Raw genomic sequence first — 17,715 nt, forward strand, 5'->3', positions numbered from 1 at the left:
CAACGAGGAGCAAGCATGCGTCCAGGATCCCGGCGCGGTGTTTCCGCCGCCGTCTCAGCGGCCACCATCGCGGCCCTGCTGACCTTCGGGGCACCGCAGGCCACGGCCGCCCCGTCCTTCTACGATCCCCCGTCGCCGCTGCCCGCGGGTGCTCCCGGCGACATCATCCGGCACGAACCGTCCACCTTCTACGTCGATCCCGTGAAACTCATCAAGGCCGACGCGGACGTGCGGCGGATCATGTACCGCAGCACCGACACCCACGGCAAGGCCAACGCCGTGACCGGCACCGTCCTCACCCCGAAGAAGGCGTGGACCGGCGCGGGCGAACGGCCGGTCATCGGCTACGCGGCCGGGACGCAGGGCGTCGGCGACCAGTGCGCGCCGTCGAAAGCCCTCGCTGCGGGCATGGAGTACGAAGGCCCCTTCATCGCCGGGCTGCTGCTTCGCGGCTACGGCGTCGTCGTCACCGACTACGAGGGCCTCGGCACCCCGGGTGTCCACACGTACGTCAACCGCGCGGCCGAGGGCAACGCCGTCCTCGACTCGATCCGCGCGGCACAGCGCCTCCCCGAAGCGAACCTGCCGGACAACGGCCCGGTCGCGACCGCGGGCTACTCGCAGGGCGGCGGGGCATCGGCGTCGGCCGCCGAACTCCAGCCGTCGTACGCGCCCGAACTCAAGCTGAAGGGCTCGTACGCGGGCGCCGTCCCGGCCGACCTGGCCGAGGTCGGCAAGAACATCGACGGGCACTACGCCTTCGGGTTCCTCGGATTCACGCTGGTCAGCATGGACGCGGCGTACCCGGAACTGAACATTCCCTCCCTGTTGAACGCGAAGGGCGCCGAAGCGTTCGAGAAGGTCAAGCAGGAGTGCACCGGGGACGCGATCTTCGGACACGCCTTCACGCAGTCGAAGGACCTGACGAAGGACGGAAGGCCGCTGACCGCGTACCTCGGCGAAGAGCCGTACAAGACGCGAGTCGGCGAGCAGCTCATCGGAGCACGGAAGCCGGGCGCGCCGACGCTGGTCGTCCACAGCGCACTCGACGACATCGTCCCCTACGCGCAGGGACGGACCATGGCGCGCTCGTGGTGCGCGAAGGGCGCGAAGGTGCAGTTCTCGACTTCGCTGGTTCCGACGCACGTCGGCGGAGCGATCCGGGCTTTCCCGGAGGCTTTCGCTTGGCTTGAAGGACGCTTCGCGGGGCTGCCGGCCGTGGGGAACTGCGGCCTGTTCTAGGGCTCACCGAGTGCTATGAAAGGCCCCTTCCTTGCGAATTTGCAGGGAAGGGGCCTTTCATAGCGCGCTACTTGAGGCCGGTGGCTTCCGCGGCGGCGGGGTCCGAATCGCTGAGGAAGGTCCGGCAGCGGTCGTACTCCTCGGTCTCGCCGATCTTGCCGGCGGCCTTGCCGAGGACCGCGAGGGAACGCAGGAAACCCTGGTTCGGGCGGTGCGACCACGGCACCGGACCGTGTCCCTTCCAGCCCGCGCGGCGAAGCTGGTCGAGGCCGCGGTGGTAGCCGGTGCGGGCGTACGCGTACGCGGCGACGGTCTCGCCGGCTTCGAGCGCCTTCTCGGCGAGGGCGGCCCACGCCTCGCTGTAGTCGGGGTGCTCGGCGGCGACGGCGGCCGGATCGGTCCCGGCGTCCAGCGCCGCCTGCGCGGCGGTGTGCTCGGGGAGATGCGTCGGCTGGGGGCCGAGGAGGTTCGTCATACGGGCCATTGTGCCCACCCCGTGTGACTAGAAGAACAGGCTCCCGAGAATGCCCCCACCGGCCAGCACCAGAGCGGCGACGAGGACCGCCGCGACGAGTCGTTTCGGCATCATGGCGGCACACCTTGCCCTGCTTCGCACGCCGACCGCAAATCAGCCACCCCTACGGGTGAACCCCGATTTTCGACCCCAAATGCTCATCCCGTGATCTGGAGCAGGGAAGATGGCCCGCATGACAAAGGCGACAGAAGTGACCGGGGACCTTTCGCCGGGTGTCATCCCCCGCAGCCCGATCGCGAAGACGAGGCTGTTCTTCAAGCTCCACTGGCACCGCGGCGCGCCGGGGCAGGCGACGCCGGACTGGGTGCTGAACTTCTGCTACTCGATGTGGCTGGCGGCGTTCGCCTTCAAGCTGGTCGGCTCGTCGTGGGACATGTCGTGGCATTTCATGTGGCTGCGCGACGACCTCGCCCCGCCGCACCTGATCAACACCGTCGGCACGGTGATCATCATGGTGCTGGTGGCTATCCACAGCTACACCGGGATGGGCGCCGACCGGCGGTCCCTGCGGCTGATGCAGGTCGGGCTCGTGGTGTTCCTCATCGCGGCGCCACTGGACGTCATCAACCACCGCGTCAACGGTCTCGACCTGACCGCGTGGAGCCCTTCGCACATGATGCTCTACATCGGAACGGGCATCATGCAGGCCGGAGTGATCATGGGCTGGCTGAAGTACGCGAAGCCCGGCCGCCGGCGCACCGGTGTCCTGATCGGACTGTGGGCGTTCTTCCTGGAGAACACGTTCTTCCCGAACGGTCAGCAGGAGTACGGCATCCTCGGCCTGCGCGCCTGGGAGCGCGGCACGCCCGAGGCCGAGCCCGAGCTGCTGAACTTCGCCGCCAACCAGATCGGGCATCCGGTCGATCGGGTGGCCGTCGAGTACTTCACGATGCCGATCGACGACTGGGTCTACCCGCTGTGGGGTATCGGCGTGATGGCGCTGATCTTCGCGCTGGCGCGGCACACCACCGGCTTCCGCTGGGCCGGGACGACGGTCGCCGCCGCCTACCTCGCCTACCGGCTGGTGATGTGGCCGCTGCTGCTCGGGATGGGCTTCCCGGTCTCGGTCGTGCCGTTCTACCTGCTCGCCGTCGGCCTCGCCGTCGACCTGGCGTTCCGCATCGGCCGCGGCCATCCGCTGCTGACGGCGGGCGCGGGCGCGCTGCTGGTGACGGCGTTCGGCTACGGGATGCTGTGGGTGCAGTCGCAGTTCCGGCCGTGGATCCTCGGTGACGCGCAGACGGAGTCTGCGCCGCCGGTGGCCTACTGGACGGCCGCGGTCTGCCTGGCCGGGGTCGGCGTGCTGTGGGCCGCCGCCGGTCCGGGGACGCGGGCGATGAACTCGCTGCTGGAGAAGCGCCGCGAGAAGACGACGCTCCCCGCCGCCTGAGGCTCTGAGTACGTGAAGGCCCCCTTCATTGCGCCTAGCGCAGTGAAGGGGGCCTTCACGTACTTCCGCATTTAGAGGACTAAATGCGTACTGGTCAGAGCTTCTTGCCCGCGGAGCCCAGCGACTGAGCGGCCTCGACGACGCGCGCGGCCATGCCGGCTTCGGCGGCCTTCAGGTAGCTACGCGGGTCGTAGACCTTCTTGTTGCCGACCTCGCCGTCGATCTTCAGGACGCCGTCGTAGTTCTTGAAGAAGTGGTCCGCGATGGGCCGGGTGAAGGCGTACTGCGTGTCGGTGTCGACGTTCATCTTCACGACGCCGTACGACACCGCCTCGCGGATCTCCTCCGGCAGCGAGCCGGAACCGCCGTGGAACACGAGCTCGAACGGCTTCGAACCGGCCGCGAGGCCGAGCTTCTTCGCCGCCGCCTCCTGGCCGCCCTTGAGCACGTCCGGGCGCAGCTTCACGTTGCCGGGCTTGTAGACGCCGTGCACGTTGCCGAAGGTCGCGGCCAGCAGGTAGCGGCCGTTCTCGCCGGAGCCGAGCGCGTCGATCGTCTTCAGGAAGTCGCCCTCGGCGGTGTACAGCTTCTCGTTGATCTCGGCTTCGACACCGTCTTCCTCGCCGCCGACGACGCCGATCTCGACCTCGAGGATGATGTTCGCGGCCGCGGCCTTGGCGAGCAGCTCCTGCGCGATCTCGAGGTTCTCGTCGAGGTCGATCGCGGAACCGTCCCACATGTGGCTCTGGAACAGCGGGTGCTGACCGTTCTTGACGCGCTCCGCCGAGATCTCGATCAGCGGGCGGACGAAACCGTCGAGCTTGTCCTTCGGGCAGTGGTCGGTGTGCAGCGCGACGTTCACGTCGTACTTGGCGGCGACGACCTGGGCGAACTCGGCGAGCGCGACCGAACCGGTCACCATGTCCTTGACCTTCTGGCCGGACGCGAACTCGGCGCCGCCGGTGGAGAACTGGATGATCCCGTCGCTCTCCGCCTCGGCGAACCCGCGGATGGCGGCGTTCAGGGTCTCCGACGAGGTCACGTTGATGGCCGGGTAGGCGAATTCGTTCGCCTTCGCCCGGTCGAGCATCTCCGCGTAGACCTCGGGGGTGGCGATGGGCATCGTTTACTCCTCCTCGAAGCAGGCTGGTGCACCTCTCGGCCGCATCGTACGAGGTCGGCCGGGAGGTGCCTACAGCCGTCGCGTCAGAGGAGGACCGCGGCGAGCGCCCGGTAGACCGGCAGGGGGTCGGAGTTCAGTACCTGAATGTTGACGTGGTCCGCCCCGGCCTCGATATGCGCGGTGACGCCGCGGGCGACCGTCTCGGCGTCGCCGTGCACGGCCAGCGCGTCGACCAGCTTGTCACTGCCCTCGCCCGCCAGGTCCTCGTCGGTGAAACCGAGTTTCCGCAGGGAGTTCGTGTAGTTGACGAGGCCGAGGTAGAACTTGACGGTGCCCCGCCCGATCTCGCGGGCCTTCGCCGGATCGGTCTCGAGGACGACCTTCTGCTCGGGCGCGAGCAGCGGCCCCTCCCCGAGGATTTCCCGCGCCTGGCGCGTGTGCTCGGGCGTCATCAGGTACGGGTGAGCGCCCGCCGTGCGGTCCCCTGCGAGTTTGATCACCTTCGGGCCGAGCGCGGCGAGCGCGCGGCCTTCGACGGGCACTCCGGCGGCGTCGAGCGCGTCGAGGTACTCGACCAGCGCCGTATACGGCTTCTTGAACTCCGCGGTGTGCTCGCGGTGCCCGGCGCCGACACCGAGCAGGAAGCGGCCCGGGTGTTTCGCTTCGATGCGCTTGTAGGACTCCGCGACCGTGGCCGCGTCGTCCTTCCAGATGTTGACGATGCCGGTGGCCACCTTGATCGTCTTCGTCGCGTCGAGGAGTTCCTCCGCTTTCGCGAGGTCACCCGCGGGCGATCCGCCGAGCCAGATGGCGCCGTATCCGAGTTCCTCCAGCTCGCGCGCGAGTCCGGGGGTGAACACGCTTTCGTGCTGCCAGATGCCGATCCTGCCGAGTTCGATTCCCATGTACCGAGGCAACACCGCGAGCGGGCGATGTCTTCCCTTAAGTTCGGGGTATGGCGAAACTCGGGAACACCGACCTCGACGTCCGTGGGATCAACCTCGGAGGGAACGTCTTCGGCTGGACCGCGGACGAGCAGCGGTCCTTCGCCGTCCTCGACGCCTACACGGCGGCGGGCGGCAACTTCATCGACACGGCCGACCTTTATTCGGCAGGCGGTTCCGAGACGATCATCGGCGAGTGGCTGGCCAAGCGCGGCCGACGCGACGACGTCGTCATCGCGACCAAGACCGGTATGTGGGAGGAGCGGAAGGGCCTGTCGGCGGCGAACATCGCGGCGGCGGCCGAAGACTCGCTCCGACGGCTCCGGACCGATCACATCGACCTCTACTACGCGCACATCGACGATCCGGACACCCCGATCGAGGAGACACTGCGCGCCTTCGACGCGCTCGTGCGCGCGGGCAAGGTCCGTTACATCGCGGCGTCGAACTACTCGGCCGAACGGCTGAGCGAGGCACTGTCCATTTCGGATCGCGAGGGGCTGGCGAAGTTCGTCGCGCTGCAACCGCACTACAACCTCGTCGAGCGGGACTACGAGCGGGACCTGGCGCCGACGGTCGAGCGCGAAGGTCTGACCACGTTGCCGTATTTCTCGCTGGCCAAGGGTTTTCTCGCCGGGAAGTACCGGTCGAAGGACGACCTCGGCGACAGTCCGCGCGCCGCCCGCGCTTCGTCCTATTTGGACGAACGCGGCGAGCGGGTGCTCTCGGCGCTCGACGAGGTCGCGGCGTCCCGCGGCGTCCCGGTCGCCACCGTTTCCCTCGCCTGGCTGTTCGCGCGGCCGACCGTCATCGCGCCCATCGCGAGCGCCCGCTCGGTCGAGCAGCTGAACGACCTCCTGCCCGCCGCCGACCTCTCGCTTACCCCCGACGAGATCGACGCCCTCACCTCCGCCTCGCGCTGACACCCCCCGCATTTCGTCCTCTGAATGCGGTAGTTGGCACCACGAACTACCGCATCCAGAGGACGGAACGCGGACTTACTTGCGGGTAGCTTACTCCGGGTAGGTTGAGGTACCGTCCGAAAGCCTTAGGGCTCGGACGAGGAGGCAACGTGGCCAAGAACAGCGTGAACGGCAAGGTCGTCCTGATCACCGGCGCCGCGAGGGGCATCGGCGCGGGACTCGCCGAGCGCCTGGCCGCGCAGGGCGCGAAGGTCGCACTGGTCGGCATCGAAGCCAAGGAACAGCAGGCGGTCGCCGACAAGATCGGCCCCAGCGCCCACGCCTGGGAAGCCGACGTCACCAGCTGGGACGACCTCGAACGCGCGACCGCGGGCGTCGTCGAACACTTCGGCGGGATCGACATCGTCATCGCGAACGCCGGCATCGCGACCTCCGGTTTCGTCCGGTCGGTGGATCCGGCCGCCTTCGAGAAGGTCATCGAGGTCGACCTCCTCGGCGTCTGGCGCACCTTCCGCGTCACCCTTCCGCATGTCATCGACCGCAAGGGCTACCTGCTCGCGATCTCCTCGCTGGCCGCGATCACGCACGCCCCGGGCATGGCCAACTACGCCGCCGCGAAGGCCGGCGTCGAGGCGTTCTGCAACAGCTTCCGCGCCGAAGTCGCCCACCTCGGTGTGAAGGTCGGCGTCGCGCACCCGACCTGGATCCGCACCGACCTCGTCGAGAGCGCCGACCAGCACCCGGTCTTCGGCAAGCTCCGCGCCGGCATGCCCGGCCTGCTCGGCAAGACCTACCCGCTGTCCGTCGCGCTCGACCACCTCCAGGCCGGGGTCAACAAACGCGCCCGCACCGTGCACGTTCCCCGCTGGGTCGGCGGTCTCAAGCTGATCCGCGCGTTCCTGCCGCCGATCATCGAGATCGGCGCCAAGAGCCGGATCAAGAAGGCCGACGCCGCGGCGCTCATGGACATCAAGGAGCGCGGCGCGTACGAATCTTCAGTGACCGGTCAGGCAGGCCGGGCCGCCACACGAAAGGGCTGACGTATGTCCCGTCGCGACCAGATCCGCATGTCACCTGACGAACTCGCCGCGTACCTCGACGAGCAGAAGGTCATCAACGTCGCGACGATTGGCCCGAACGGCCGCCCGCATCTGGCGCCCCTCTGGTACTACCCGCACGAGTCCGGCGTCGCGACCTGGACCTACGGCACGTCCCAGAAGGCGAAGAACCTCGAGCGCGACCCCCGCGCCACCGTGCTCATCGAGGACGGCGAAAGCTACGACAAGCTGCGCGGGGTCTCACTCGAAGCCGACGTCGAGGTCATCACCGATACGGCCGTGGTCACCCAGATGGGTATCCAGCTCATGCAGCGCTACGCGGGCGCGAAGCCGGGCGATCCCGTTCCGGACGAGCTCACGGGCTTCATCGGCAAGCAGGCCCCGAAGCGGATCGGGCTGATTTTCCGGCCGACCAGGATCGTGAGCTGGGACCACACGAAGCTCGGCGGCACATACTGACGGGTAGGTAGTACTAGCAAGTAACTGTTACTTGAGGTAACGTCATCTGAGCACGAACGCCTCGAAGTGGAGGATTGCCAGATGACCGAGCGATTCAAGGTCGTGATCGTGGGCACCGGTTTTTCCGGGCTCGGCCAGGCCATCCAGCTCGAAAAAGCCGGGATCTCCGACTACGTGATCCTGGAGAAGGCGGACGAAGTCGGCGGTACGTGGCGCGACAACTCGTACCCCGGCTGCGCCTGCGACGTGCAGTCCCACATGTACTCGTTCTCGTACGAGCAGAACCCGGACTGGTCGCGGTCGTTCTCACCCGCCCCGGAAATCTTCCAGTACCTCAAGGACGTCACCGACAAGTACCGGCTGCGGCGCAAGATCCGCTTCGGCGTCGAGCTCACCGGCGCGACGTGGGACGAGACCTCGCGCCGTTGGCACGTGCACACGAAGTCGGGTGAGTTCGAGGCGCGGTTCCTGATCTCGGGCGTCGGCGGCCTGCACATCCCGCAGGTGCCCGAGCTGCCCGGAATCGAGAAGTTCAAGGGCCAGACCTGGCATTCCGCGCAGTGGAACCACGAGTACGACCTTCGCGGCAAGAAGGTCGCCGTGGTCGGCACCGGCGCCAGCGCGATCCAGTTCGTCCCGAAGATCGCCCCCGAGGTCGACGAGCTGACCCTGTTCCAGCGCACGCCGCCGTGGATCATGCCGAAGCCCGACCACGCCATGCCGGGCTGGGCCAAGACCGCGTTCCGCCGGATTCCCGGCGTGCAGCGGCTTTACCGCAACGCGCTCTACTGGTTCCTCGAAGTGCGCGCCGTCGGCTTCAACGGCCATCCCGCGATCATGAAGGCAGGCGAGGTGATCGCGAAGCGCCACATCGGCAAGGCCATCAAGGATCCGAAGCTGCGCAAGAAGGTCACCCCCGACTACACCATGGGCTGCAAGCGGGTGCTGATCTCCAACGACTACTACCCGGCGATCAACCGGTCCAATGTGGACGTCAACACCGAAGGCGTGCGCGAGGTCAAGGCGCGCAGTGTCGTCGACGGGAACGGCGTCGAGCACGAGGTCGACGCGATCATCTACGGCACCGGCTTCAAGGTCACGGATGCCTTGGAATACCTGGACATCACCGGGATCGACGGCCGCGACCTCGCCAAGGAATGGGCCGCCGAGGGGATGCACACGCATAAGGGCATCACCGTTTCCGGCTTCCCCAACCTGTTCTTCCTCCTCGGCCCGAACACCGCGCTGGGCCACAACTCCGTGGTCTTCATGATCGAGTCGCAGGCGCGGTACGTCGTCGACGCGATCAAGCTCGCCGATTCCCGTGGCGCCGCCGCGCTCGACGTCCGCGCCGGTGTGCAGGAGAAGTTCCAGCGCGAGATCCAGGACAAACTCGTCAAGGGCGTGTGGACCCAGGGCGGCTGCAAGAGCTGGTACCTCGACGCGAAGGGTGTCAACCGCACGATCTGGCCGGGCTTCACCTGGCGCTACTGGCTCGACACCCGCAAGGTCGACCCGAGCGACTACGAACTCAGCGGGAGGTCGTCGTGACGGACCACGAGCAGATCGTCCTGCACGCTCGCGACGTCGAATTCGACTGGGCGTCGCTGCCGATGCACTGGATTCCCGGCGAACCGCAGGCGACGCACACCATCAACGTGCTGCATCTGGCGCTGCCGGAGGGCGAACGCTGGTTCGTCGAGGTGTTCAAGCAGGCCGTGCCGCTGATCCGCGACGAGCGCCTCAAAGAAGACGTCCTCGGCTTCATCGGCCAGGAAGCCATGCACGCCGAGGCGCACGACGGCGCCGCCGAACACCTCGAAGCGGCGGGCGTCCACGTCCGGCCGTACATCGCGCAGATGGAGTGGATGTTCCGCCGCCTGCTCGGCGACCGCGAGCTTTCCGCCAAGCGGCGCGAGGAATGGCTGATCGAACGGCTCGCCGTCATCGCCGCGATCGAGCACTACACCGCTTTCCTCGGCCAGTGGATCCTCGACGCCGAAGCGCTCGACAAAGCGGGCGCCGACCCGACGATGCTGGACCTCCTGCGCTGGCACGGTGCCGAAGAGGTCGAGCACCGCTCGGTCGCCTTCGATCTGTTCATGCACCTCGACGGCCGCTACACCCGCCGCGTGCGCAGCATGCTCGTGGTGACGCCGGTGCTCGCCTGGGTTTTCCTGCGGGGCACCAGGTTCCTCATGAAGAACGACCCGACGCGGCCGGGCAAGACGAGTTTCCGGACCTATCTGCGCGTGGCGAAGCTCGGGCTCCTGCCGTCGGGCAAGCAGTTGCGGCGCGAGATCCGGCCGTACTTCCGGAAGTCCTATCACCCGACGGAAACGGGCAATACCGATCAGGCCGTCGCGTACCTCGCGAGTTCGCCGGCCGCGCTGGCCGCCGACGAACCCCAGTGACGCCGCCGACCCGGCCGCTGCGGCTCGACGGCAGCGGGCGGACCGACCGCGCGATGGCGGCCCTGACCGGTGTCGTCGCGCTGTACCGCAGGCTCAGCGGGGTGAGCGGCCGCCGTCGTCCGCCGGTGGTCGCCGTCGACCGTGATCTCCCGCTGGTCGTCGACGAGGTCCGTACCGAAGCCGACGGCGTCGCCGGCCTGCGGCTGGTGCACGAACACGGCGAACCGCTGCCGCGATGGCGGCCCGGCGCGCACATCGACCTTTCGCCACGGCCGGGGCTGGTCCGTCAGTACTCCCTGTGCGGCGATCCGGACGACCGCTCGGCCTACCGCGTCGGTGTCCGCCTGCTCGGCAAGGGATCGACGGCGGTGCACGCGTTGAAGAAGGGCGCCCGGATCACGGCGCGCGGCCCGCGCAACGCGTTCCCGTTCGTCGCGAGCCCGGCGTACCTGTTCATCGCGGGCGGTATCGGGATCACGCCGATCCTGCCGATGGTGCGGCAAGCCGCCGCGGCGGGCGCGGACTGGCGATTGGTCTACACCGGGCGCGACGAAGCCTCGATGCCATTCCTGGAGGAATTGTCCGAATTCTCCGACCGTGTCTGGATTCGTCCGGACACGGACTACGGGATCCCCGCTTCGGGCGCCGAACTTCTCGACGGCGCCCCGGAAGGCGCGCCGATCTACTGCTGCGGCCCGGTTCCGATGATCGTCGGCGTCCGCACGGACGCGGCACTGCGTGCTTCGGGACCGGTGTTCTTCGAACGGTTCTCGACGCCGCCGATCGTCGGCGGCAAGCCGTTCCGCGTCGAACTGGCCCGCAGCGGCAGGATCTTGGACGTGCCCGCCGACCGGACGACGCTCGACGTCCTGCGCGAAACCGTGCCCGGTATCGCGTATTCGTGCCGTCAGGGGTTCTGCGGGACGTGCGAACTGCCGACGGTGACCGGCGACCGCGTCCGGGTCTGCGTCGAACGCGAGCCGGTCACCCTCGATCTCTGAGCCGTCAGGGGATCCAGGCGCCGATCACGGGTTTGAACTCGCGCACCGTCCGCTCCGCGACGACACCTTCGAGGTGGTACGGGTCCTGGTCGATGATCTCCAGCAGCGCCGCCTCGTCCGCCGCCTGGTACATCGAGATCCCGCCGGAGCCGTCGCCCAGCGGACCACCGAGCGCGACGACGCCCTGGTCGGCGAGGCGGGAAAGGAATTCCCGGTGCCGGGGGCGCACGTCCGCCAGCTTCTCCTGCACGTACGTGATCTCCACCAGGAACCAGGCCATCGACATCTCCAAGGTCGCTCCAACAGACGCCCCCAGCTTCTCAGGATCCGATCAGGCAGGACTCCCGCCCCACCCGATACGCTGATCGAGCGCCACGCACAGGTTGTGCTTCAAAGGGGTAAATGAACAGGTAGGGGTACATGCTCGAGGGCAACGCGGAACGCAGTGTCGAGGCGACCCTCGGCCACTTGCGCACCATGGACGGACCGGTCACGCCACCGCCGCCTGCGGCACCGCTGACCCTTGAGGATCTCTATCGCCAGCACCGGATGCGGCTCGTCCGGCTGGCCATCCTGCTCGTGGACGAACCCGCGACCGCCGAGGACGTCGTCCAGGAGGCCTTCACCGGGCTGCACCGCAACTGGGGACGCCTGCGTGACGCCGCCGCGGCCGTCGGATACCTGCGCACCGCCGTGGTCAACGGATCACGCAGTGTGCTGCGCCGCCGCAAGACCGCACGCGAGTACGTCGCACCGCACGCCGTCAACGCGCGTTCGGCCGAAAGTCTCGCCATGCTGTCGAGTGAACATCAGGCCGTGGTGAGCGCTTTGTCCAAACTGCCCCCTCGCCAGCGCGAGGTTTTGGTCCTCCGTTACTACGGTGGGCTGAGTGAGGCCGAAATCTCCGAGGCCGCGGGGATCTCGAAAGGTACCGTTAAGTCAACCGCCAGCCGGGCGCTGGAGGCACTGCAGAAAGCAATGCAGTCACCGAACTGATGCCCGGCCTTCATCTCGACCGCTGGGTTGTGCCGCCATGCTTGGTCCAGACCAATATATGCTGGGGGGCGTGAGAGGCGCCGGAGATTTCGTGATCGTGGGCGGCCGGGTCGTCGCCCCGGACCGTGTACTCGACGACGGCTGGCTGGCTATCGCCGGCGGCAAGATCGTCCAAGTCGGTTCCGGGACACCCCCGGACATCGACCGCGTGGACGTCGACGGGTGCCTGGTCGTGCCCGGCTTCGTCGACACCCACTGCCACGGCGGCGGGGGCGGGTCGTTCTCCAGCGCGAACCCCGAGGAGCTGCTCCGCGCGGTCCGCGCGCATCGGCGGCACGGGACCACGACCATGCTCGGCAGTCTGGTCTCGGATCCCGTCCCCGTGCTCAGGGACCAGATCGCGGCCCTGCGTGAGCTGGTCCAAGAGGGTGAACTTGCCGGAATTCACCTTGAAGGACCCTTCATCTCGAAGGCGCGGTGCGGAGCGCACGACCCGGCGACGCTGATCGAGCCGGACACGGCGACGGTCAACGCGCTACTCGGCGCCGGCCGCGGCGACATCCGGATGGTCACCCTCGCCCCCGAACTGCACGGCGGGATCAAGGCGGTCCGGCAGCTGGCCGAATCGGGCGTCATCGCCGCCATCGGGCACACCGACGGCGTCGAGGACCAGATCATCCCCGCGATCGACGCGGGCGCCTCCGTCGCGACGCACCTCTTCAACGCCATGCGGCCTCTCCACCACCGCGAACCCGGCCCGATCGGCGCGCTCCTCGACGACGAGCGCATCACCGTCGAGCTGATCTGCGACCTCGTCCACGTGCACCCGACCGTGCTGCGGCTGGCCGCGCACCACGCGGGCAAGGGCCGGACCGTGCTCATCACCGACGCCATGTCGGCCACCGACGCCGCCGACGGCAGCTACATCCTCGGCCGCCTCGAGGTCGACGTCCGTGACGGTGTCGCCACCCTGGCGGGCAACGGTTCGCTGGCGGGCAGCACGCTGACCATGGACGCGGCCTTCCGCAACATGGTCCGCGGGGCGGGCATCGACCTGCTCGACGCCGTCCGTGCGACCTCCGGACGCCCCGCCGAACTGCTCGGCATCGCCGACCGGACCGGCTCGCTGCGCGCCGGGCTCGCGGCCGACGTCGTCGTGCTCGACCGCGACCTGCGGCCGGTCAGGGTGCTTCGTCAGGGCGAGTGGGTCAAGGACGACGCTGCGGCTACATTGAGCGCCACGGCCCCGCTGAGCGGGGCGGTCGAAGGCGGCGTGTCGGTCAGCGACGGGTAGCGGCGAAAGGAGTCCCGGATGAGCGAGCCCAAGGACCCGGAGAAGCTCCTAGCCGACGCCCTGCGCGCTCAAGCCGTCTTCGCCCCTTCGGCGGAGCGGGTCTCCGAGACGACTGCGGACAAACCGGCCGAAACGGACACCGAGAGTAACCCCGGCGCTCCCGGAGAACACGAACTGCCGCTTCAGTACGGCCTGCTGTCCGGCGCCGGTGCCGGCTCGCTCGAACGGGAGCGCGTCGCGCTGGAGGATGCGGAAACGGCCAGGCTGGCAGAGCGTCCGACCCCGCCTCCGGCACCTTCGCCGAACAGCCCGCCTCTGCCCGCGTACTGGGTGTTGTTGCTGGCTGTCCTGCTGGGGCTCGCAGCCGGCTCCGTGATCGGGCTGCTCACGCTGATCTGAGCCGCCCTCTCCCGCCGGGTCAAGGCACTCAGCGTCACCCTGTACCGTTTTGGTGTGATCCTGGCGCAGAACACCGTGACGACGATGGGCCTCCTGCCGGAGTGGCTGGACCCGCAGCACCTGCTCAGCGGACTGACCGTTCCGGTCATCACCGTGCTTTGCCTGATCATCTTCATCGAGAGCAGCATCTTCCCGGTGCTGCCCGGTGACTCCCTGCTCTTCACCGCGGGCCTGTTCATCGCGAACGGCTCGATCGAGGCACCGCTGTGGCTGGTGTGCGTGCTGGTCACGGTCGCCGCGCTGGTCGGCAACCTGCTCGGCTACGGCCTCGGCTGGAAGGTCGGGCCCTGGCTGTTCCGCAAACCGGACTCGAAGTTCTTCAACAAGAAGTACGTCGACCAGACCCACGCCTTCCTGGAGAAGCACGGGCCGAAGGCGGTCGTGCTGGCGCGGTTCGTGCCGTTCGTGCGGACGTTCATCACGTGGATCGCCGGCATCGGCAAGATGGACCCGAAGAAGTACTTCACCTACACCGTCATCGGCGGCATCCTGTGGGCCGCCGGGATCACCGCGCTCGGTCACCTGCTCGGCGGCGTCGCGTTCATCCGCGACAACGTGGACGCGATCTTCATCCTGATCGTGCTGGTCTCGGTGGTGCCGATCGTGATCGAGTACCTGAAGGCGCGCCGCGAGAAGAAGCACGCGAACACCGCGACCGGCCTCGTCGTCGACACCGCCGAGGACGTCACTCAGCAGATCCCGCGCATCCGGGACTGACCCCTTACGAAGTGCCGTGAACGGTCCGTTCATGGCGTTCAGCGGTGTTCGGGCGAGCGGCTGTCCTGGGTGACCCGGCACCGCACTCGCGTGCTCAGACACGTAACTCGCGTGCTCGGAGACCGCACACACGAGTGCGGCCTTCAAGCACGTGAGTTCCGTGCCCAAGCACGCGAGTCACGCCGAGCGGACGATTCCCACAGACCTCGGCGTTCAGAGAGAGAACATCGAGCCCGGGTTGAAGAGGTTCCCCGGGTCCAAAGCCTGCTTGATCTGCCGGTGCACGCGGATGCCGACCTCGCCGATCTCCTTCGCGAGCCACTCGCGTTTGATCCGGCCGATGCCGTGCTCGCCGGTGACCGTCCCGCCCAGCGACAGGCTGACGTCGAGGATCGCGTCGAAGGCCGTCCGCGCGCGGGCGAACTCCTCCTCGGAGTCGGGCGCGTAGACGATCGTCGGGTGCATGTTGCCGTCACCGGCGTGGCCGACGACGGCGATCCGCAACCCGACCTCTTCGCTGATCCGCTCGCAGCCGGCGATCAGCTCGGCGATGCGCGTCCGTGGCACGCAGACGTCGTCGGTCAGCCAGACGCCGTACATCTCCAGCGCGGTGAGCACGACCCGCCGCGCCTGCAGCAGCATCTTGCCCTCTTCGAGATCTTCGGTGGCGTAGGCCAGATCCGCGCCGCAGTCGACACAGATCTGTTCCAGCGCCGCGAGTTCCCGGCGAGCGACCTCGCCGCCGGAGTCGGATTGCGCGAGCAGCAAGGCTTTGCAGTCCGAACTCGTGCCGAGGTCGGTCTTGAGGTAGGCCTCGGCCGCCTTGATGGACGTCGCGTCCATGATCTCCATGAGCGACGGCACCAGCCCCTCACGCACGACTCGCGCGACGGCCTCGCCCGCGGCCTCCGTGCTGTTGAAAGCGGCGACGAGTGTGGCGGGCAGCTGTGGCAACGGTTTCAGCGCGACGGTCGCCTGTGTGATCACGCCGAGCGTGCCCTCACTGCCGACGAAGAGCCGTGCGAGGTCGTAGCCCGCGACCCCCTTCACCGTGCGGCGCCCGGTCTTCAGCACGGAGCCGTCGGCGAGCACGACTTCCAGCCCCAGCACGGAATCCGTGGTGACGCCGTACTTCACACAGCACAGGCCACCGGCGTTGGTGGACAGGTTCCCGCCGATGGTGCACCAGTCGTAGCTGGACGGGTCCGGCGGATAGAACAGGCCGTGCTTCTCCACCGCGTTGCGGAAATCGAGGTTCACCACGCCGGGCTGCACGACGGCGAGCCGGTTGCCTTCGTCGATCTCGACGATCCGGTCGAGTTTGGTCAGCACCAGCACGACACAGCCGTCGATCGCGTTCGCGGCGCCGGACAGACCACTGCCGGCGCCGCGGGGCACGATCGGCACCTCGAACTCCGCACAGGCCTTGACCACGGCCTGCACACCCTCCACATCGGACGGCAGCACCACCGCGAGGGGTTTGCCGCTGTCGGCCAGCGGCATCATGTCGCGCGAGTAGGCGTCCGTGACGTCGGTGTCGGTGAGCACCGCGGCGTCGCCGAGACGCTCGCGGAGCCGGGTGACCAGGGCATGGTTGCTCATGCCCCCATCGTAAGCTCGATTAGATCCGCACTGCGGAAATTTTTTTCCGATCGAGCAGAATGAAGGCCTGGACGCCTGTATAGACGAGCACGGCCACACCCGCCCATGCGGTAACGTGCACCCCCTGGGTGAAGGCTTCGCGAGCCGATTCCAGGAGCGCCTGCCCCGCGGCAGGGTCGAGCTGCTGCGCCGTCGCGACGGCGCCGCCGAGCGTGTCCCGGGCGGATTCGGCCGTCCCCTCCGGCAGGCCGGACCGGTAGACCGCGGTCGCGACGCTGCCGAGGATGGCCGTGCCGAGCGCCCCGCCCAGCTCGAACCCGGTCTCGGAGATCGCCGAAGCGGCTCCGGCGCGTTCGGCCGGGGCGGCCGAGATGACCAGGTCGTTCGTCAGCGTCTCCGAGAGGGCGACACCGCCGCCGAGCAGCGTGAACGACACCACCACGTACGCGAGCCCGCCGCCGGACGACACCTGGGTCAGCGCGAGGAAGCCGACCGCCGCGACCAGGAGACCACCGCTGACCAGCAGCGATACCCGGATCCGCTTCGCGAGCCACGCCGCGAGGAGCGCTCCGGCGACACCGGCGACCGTCGCCGGGAGCATCCACAGCGCGGCGACGACCGGAGTCAGCCCGAGCACCAGCTGCAGGTACTGCGGCACCAGGAACAGCAGGCCGACCATGGCGAACACGCCGAGCATGTTCGTCACGACGGAGCCGCTGAAGGCCCGGTTCGAGAACAGCTTCAGGTCGAGCATCGGCTCGTCGAGGCTGTTCTGCCTGCGGACGAACACGACACCGAGCGCGAGCCCGATCACGACACTGACCGCGGCCTTCCAGGTGAAGCCGTGTTCGGCGACCAGCTTGATGCCGTAGACCACCGGCAGCATCGCGGCCAGCGACAGCAGCGCCGACAGCGGGTCGAAGCGGCCCGGCTTCGGATCACGCGCCTCCGGCAGCACGAACGGTCCGACGATCAGCAGCACCACCATCACCGGGACGTTGATGAGGAAGACCGAACCCCACCAGAAGTGCTCCAGCAGCCAGCCGCCGAGCACCGGCCCGACCGCCATCCCGCCGGAGAACCCGGCACTCCACACGGCGATCGCGATCCGGCGCTGTTTCGGGTCGACGAAGATACTGCGGATCAGCGACAGCGTCGACGGCATCAGCGTCGCGCCACCCACGCCGAGCAGCGCCCTGGCGATGATCAGCATGAACGCGCTGGTCGAAAAGGCCGCGAGCACCGATGCGGCGCCGAAGGCCGCGGCACCCATGAGCAGCAGCTTGCGACGGCCGATGCGGTCACCGAGCGTGCCCATCAGGACCAGCAGGCCGGCCAGCATGAACGAGTAGATGTCGACGATCCACAACTGCTCCGCACCGGTGGGCGCCAGATCCTCGGACAGGAACGGCAGCGCGAACCCGAGCACCGTCATGTCCACGCTGATCAGCAGCACCGGAAGCACCAGTACCGCCAACGCCCACCACTGCTTGCGCCTCGCCATGGCGCACTCTCCTTTAGCTAAACCGTCTGGACGGTACAGTTACCGCCTCGTCCG

18 protein-coding genes are annotated in these 17,715 nt (G+C 68.1%); 12 read left to right on the forward strand and 6 right to left on the reverse strand.

Annotated elements, in window-relative coordinates:
• Positions 1–15 precede the first annotated feature (15 nt).
• The gene (locus AC069H_RS00720; RefSeq protein ID WP_478224191.1) at positions 16–1,242 is read left to right on the forward strand and encodes a lipase family protein; all 1,227 of its coding nucleotides are present in this window, start codon (positions 16–18) and stop codon (positions 1,240–1,242) included.
• A 67-nt stretch (positions 1,243–1,309) separates the two neighbouring features.
• On the opposite strand, the gene AC069H_RS00725 is transcribed toward AC069H_RS00720, so the two are convergent.
• Positions 1,310–1,717 carry a DUF3151 domain-containing protein gene (locus AC069H_RS00725; RefSeq protein ID WP_007032496.1) on the reverse strand — a complete coding sequence of 136 codons (408 nt, stop codon included), beginning with the start codon at positions 1,715–1,717 and terminating at the stop codon, positions 1,310–1,312.
• Positions 1,718–1,949: 232 nt separating this feature from the next.
• On the opposite strand from AC069H_RS00725, the gene AC069H_RS00730 reads away from it, so the two are divergent.
• Positions 1,950–3,167 (forward strand): hypothetical protein, encoded by a 1,218-nt coding sequence (locus AC069H_RS00730; protein ID WP_478224190.1) that lies wholly within the window; start codon positions 1,950–1,952, stop codon positions 3,165–3,167.
• Positions 3,168–3,261: 94 nt separating this feature from the next.
• On the opposite strand, the gene fbaA is transcribed toward AC069H_RS00730, so the two are convergent.
• Positions 3,262–4,290, reverse strand: a complete 1,029-nt coding sequence (fbaA, locus tag AC069H_RS00735) for a class II fructose-bisphosphate aldolase (protein WP_034312446.1) — start codon at positions 4,288–4,290, stop codon at positions 3,262–3,264.
• Positions 4,291–4,373: 83 nt separating this feature from the next.
• Positions 4,374–5,195 carry an LLM class F420-dependent oxidoreductase gene (locus AC069H_RS00740; protein ID WP_478224189.1) on the reverse strand — a complete coding sequence of 274 codons (822 nt, stop codon included), beginning with the start codon at positions 5,193–5,195 and terminating at the stop codon, positions 4,374–4,376.
• Between the two features lie 50 nt (positions 5,196–5,245).
• Here AC069H_RS00740 and AC069H_RS00745 point away from each other — a divergent pair, with 50 nt between their 5' ends.
• The 6 genes from AC069H_RS00745 to AC069H_RS00770 all read left to right on the forward strand — a co-directional run bounded on the left by AC069H_RS00745 (position 5,246) and on the right by AC069H_RS00770 (position 11,089).
• On the forward strand, positions 5,246–6,157 hold the full coding sequence (locus AC069H_RS00745) for an aldo/keto reductase (RefSeq protein WP_478230941.1): 912 nt from the start codon (positions 5,246–5,248) through the stop codon (positions 6,155–6,157).
• Positions 6,158–6,306: 149 nt separating this feature from the next.
• Positions 6,307–7,197, forward strand: coding sequence for an SDR family oxidoreductase (locus AC069H_RS00750; protein ID WP_478224187.1), 891 nt, complete (start codon positions 6,307–6,309; stop codon positions 7,195–7,197).
• 3 nt (positions 7,198–7,200) lie between these two features.
• A complete protein-coding gene (locus AC069H_RS00755; RefSeq protein ID WP_478230942.1) occupies positions 7,201–7,674 on the forward strand; it encodes a pyridoxamine 5'-phosphate oxidase family protein in 474 nt (157 codons plus the stop codon).
• Between the two features lie 81 nt (positions 7,675–7,755).
• A complete protein-coding gene (locus AC069H_RS00760; protein ID WP_478230943.1) occupies positions 7,756–9,225 on the forward strand; it encodes a flavin-containing monooxygenase in 1,470 nt (489 codons plus the stop codon).
• Positions 9,222–10,088 carry a metal-dependent hydrolase gene (locus AC069H_RS00765; protein WP_340686206.1) on the forward strand — a complete coding sequence of 289 codons (867 nt, stop codon included), beginning with the start codon at positions 9,222–9,224 and terminating at the stop codon, positions 10,086–10,088. The genes AC069H_RS00760 and AC069H_RS00765 overlap by 4 nt, the downstream gene beginning before the upstream one ends.
• Entirely contained in the window at positions 10,085–11,089 is a 1,005-nt protein-coding gene (locus tag AC069H_RS00770; RefSeq protein WP_478230944.1) for a PDR/VanB family oxidoreductase, read from the forward strand. The genes AC069H_RS00765 and AC069H_RS00770 overlap by 4 nt, the downstream gene beginning before the upstream one ends.
• 4 nt (positions 11,090–11,093) lie before the next feature.
• On the opposite strand, the gene AC069H_RS00775 is transcribed toward AC069H_RS00770, so the two are convergent.
• Positions 11,094–11,369, reverse strand: coding sequence for a YciI family protein (locus AC069H_RS00775; protein ID WP_478230945.1), 276 nt, complete (start codon positions 11,367–11,369; stop codon positions 11,094–11,096).
• A 140-nt stretch (positions 11,370–11,509) separates the two neighbouring features.
• Here AC069H_RS00775 and AC069H_RS00780 point away from each other — a divergent pair, with 140 nt between their 5' ends.
• The 4 genes from AC069H_RS00780 to AC069H_RS00795 all read left to right on the forward strand — a co-directional run bounded on the left by AC069H_RS00780 (position 11,510) and on the right by AC069H_RS00795 (position 14,555).
• Complete coding sequence (locus AC069H_RS00780; protein WP_007032484.1) at positions 11,510–12,085, forward strand: SigE family RNA polymerase sigma factor; 576 nt, start codon at positions 11,510–11,512, stop codon at positions 12,083–12,085.
• Positions 12,086–12,176: 91 nt separating this feature from the next.
• The gene (gene nagA / locus AC069H_RS00785; RefSeq protein WP_478224459.1) at positions 12,177–13,379 is read left to right on the forward strand and encodes an N-acetylglucosamine-6-phosphate deacetylase; all 1,203 of its coding nucleotides are present in this window, start codon (positions 12,177–12,179) and stop codon (positions 13,377–13,379) included.
• 18 nt (positions 13,380–13,397) lie between these two features.
• A complete protein-coding gene (locus AC069H_RS00790; RefSeq protein ID WP_478230946.1) occupies positions 13,398–13,778 on the forward strand; it encodes a hypothetical protein in 381 nt (126 codons plus the stop codon).
• A gap of 54 nt (positions 13,779–13,832) precedes the next feature.
• Entirely contained in the window at positions 13,833–14,555 is a 723-nt protein-coding gene (locus AC069H_RS00795) for a DedA family protein (protein ID WP_478224183.1), read from the forward strand.
• Between the two features lie 213 nt (positions 14,556–14,768).
• On the opposite strand, the gene AC069H_RS00800 is transcribed toward AC069H_RS00795, so the two are convergent.
• On the reverse strand, positions 14,769–16,157 hold the full coding sequence (locus AC069H_RS00800) for an FAD-binding oxidoreductase (protein ID WP_478230947.1): 1,389 nt from the start codon (positions 16,155–16,157) through the stop codon (positions 14,769–14,771).
• Between the two features lie 19 nt (positions 16,158–16,176).
• On the reverse strand, positions 16,177–17,661 hold the full coding sequence (locus AC069H_RS00805) for an MFS transporter (RefSeq protein ID WP_478230948.1): 1,485 nt from the start codon (positions 17,659–17,661) through the stop codon (positions 16,177–16,179).
• Positions 17,662–17,715 lie beyond the last annotated feature (54 nt).

The sequence above is a fragment of the Amycolatopsis sp. NPDC043887 genome (assembly GCF_056435665.1).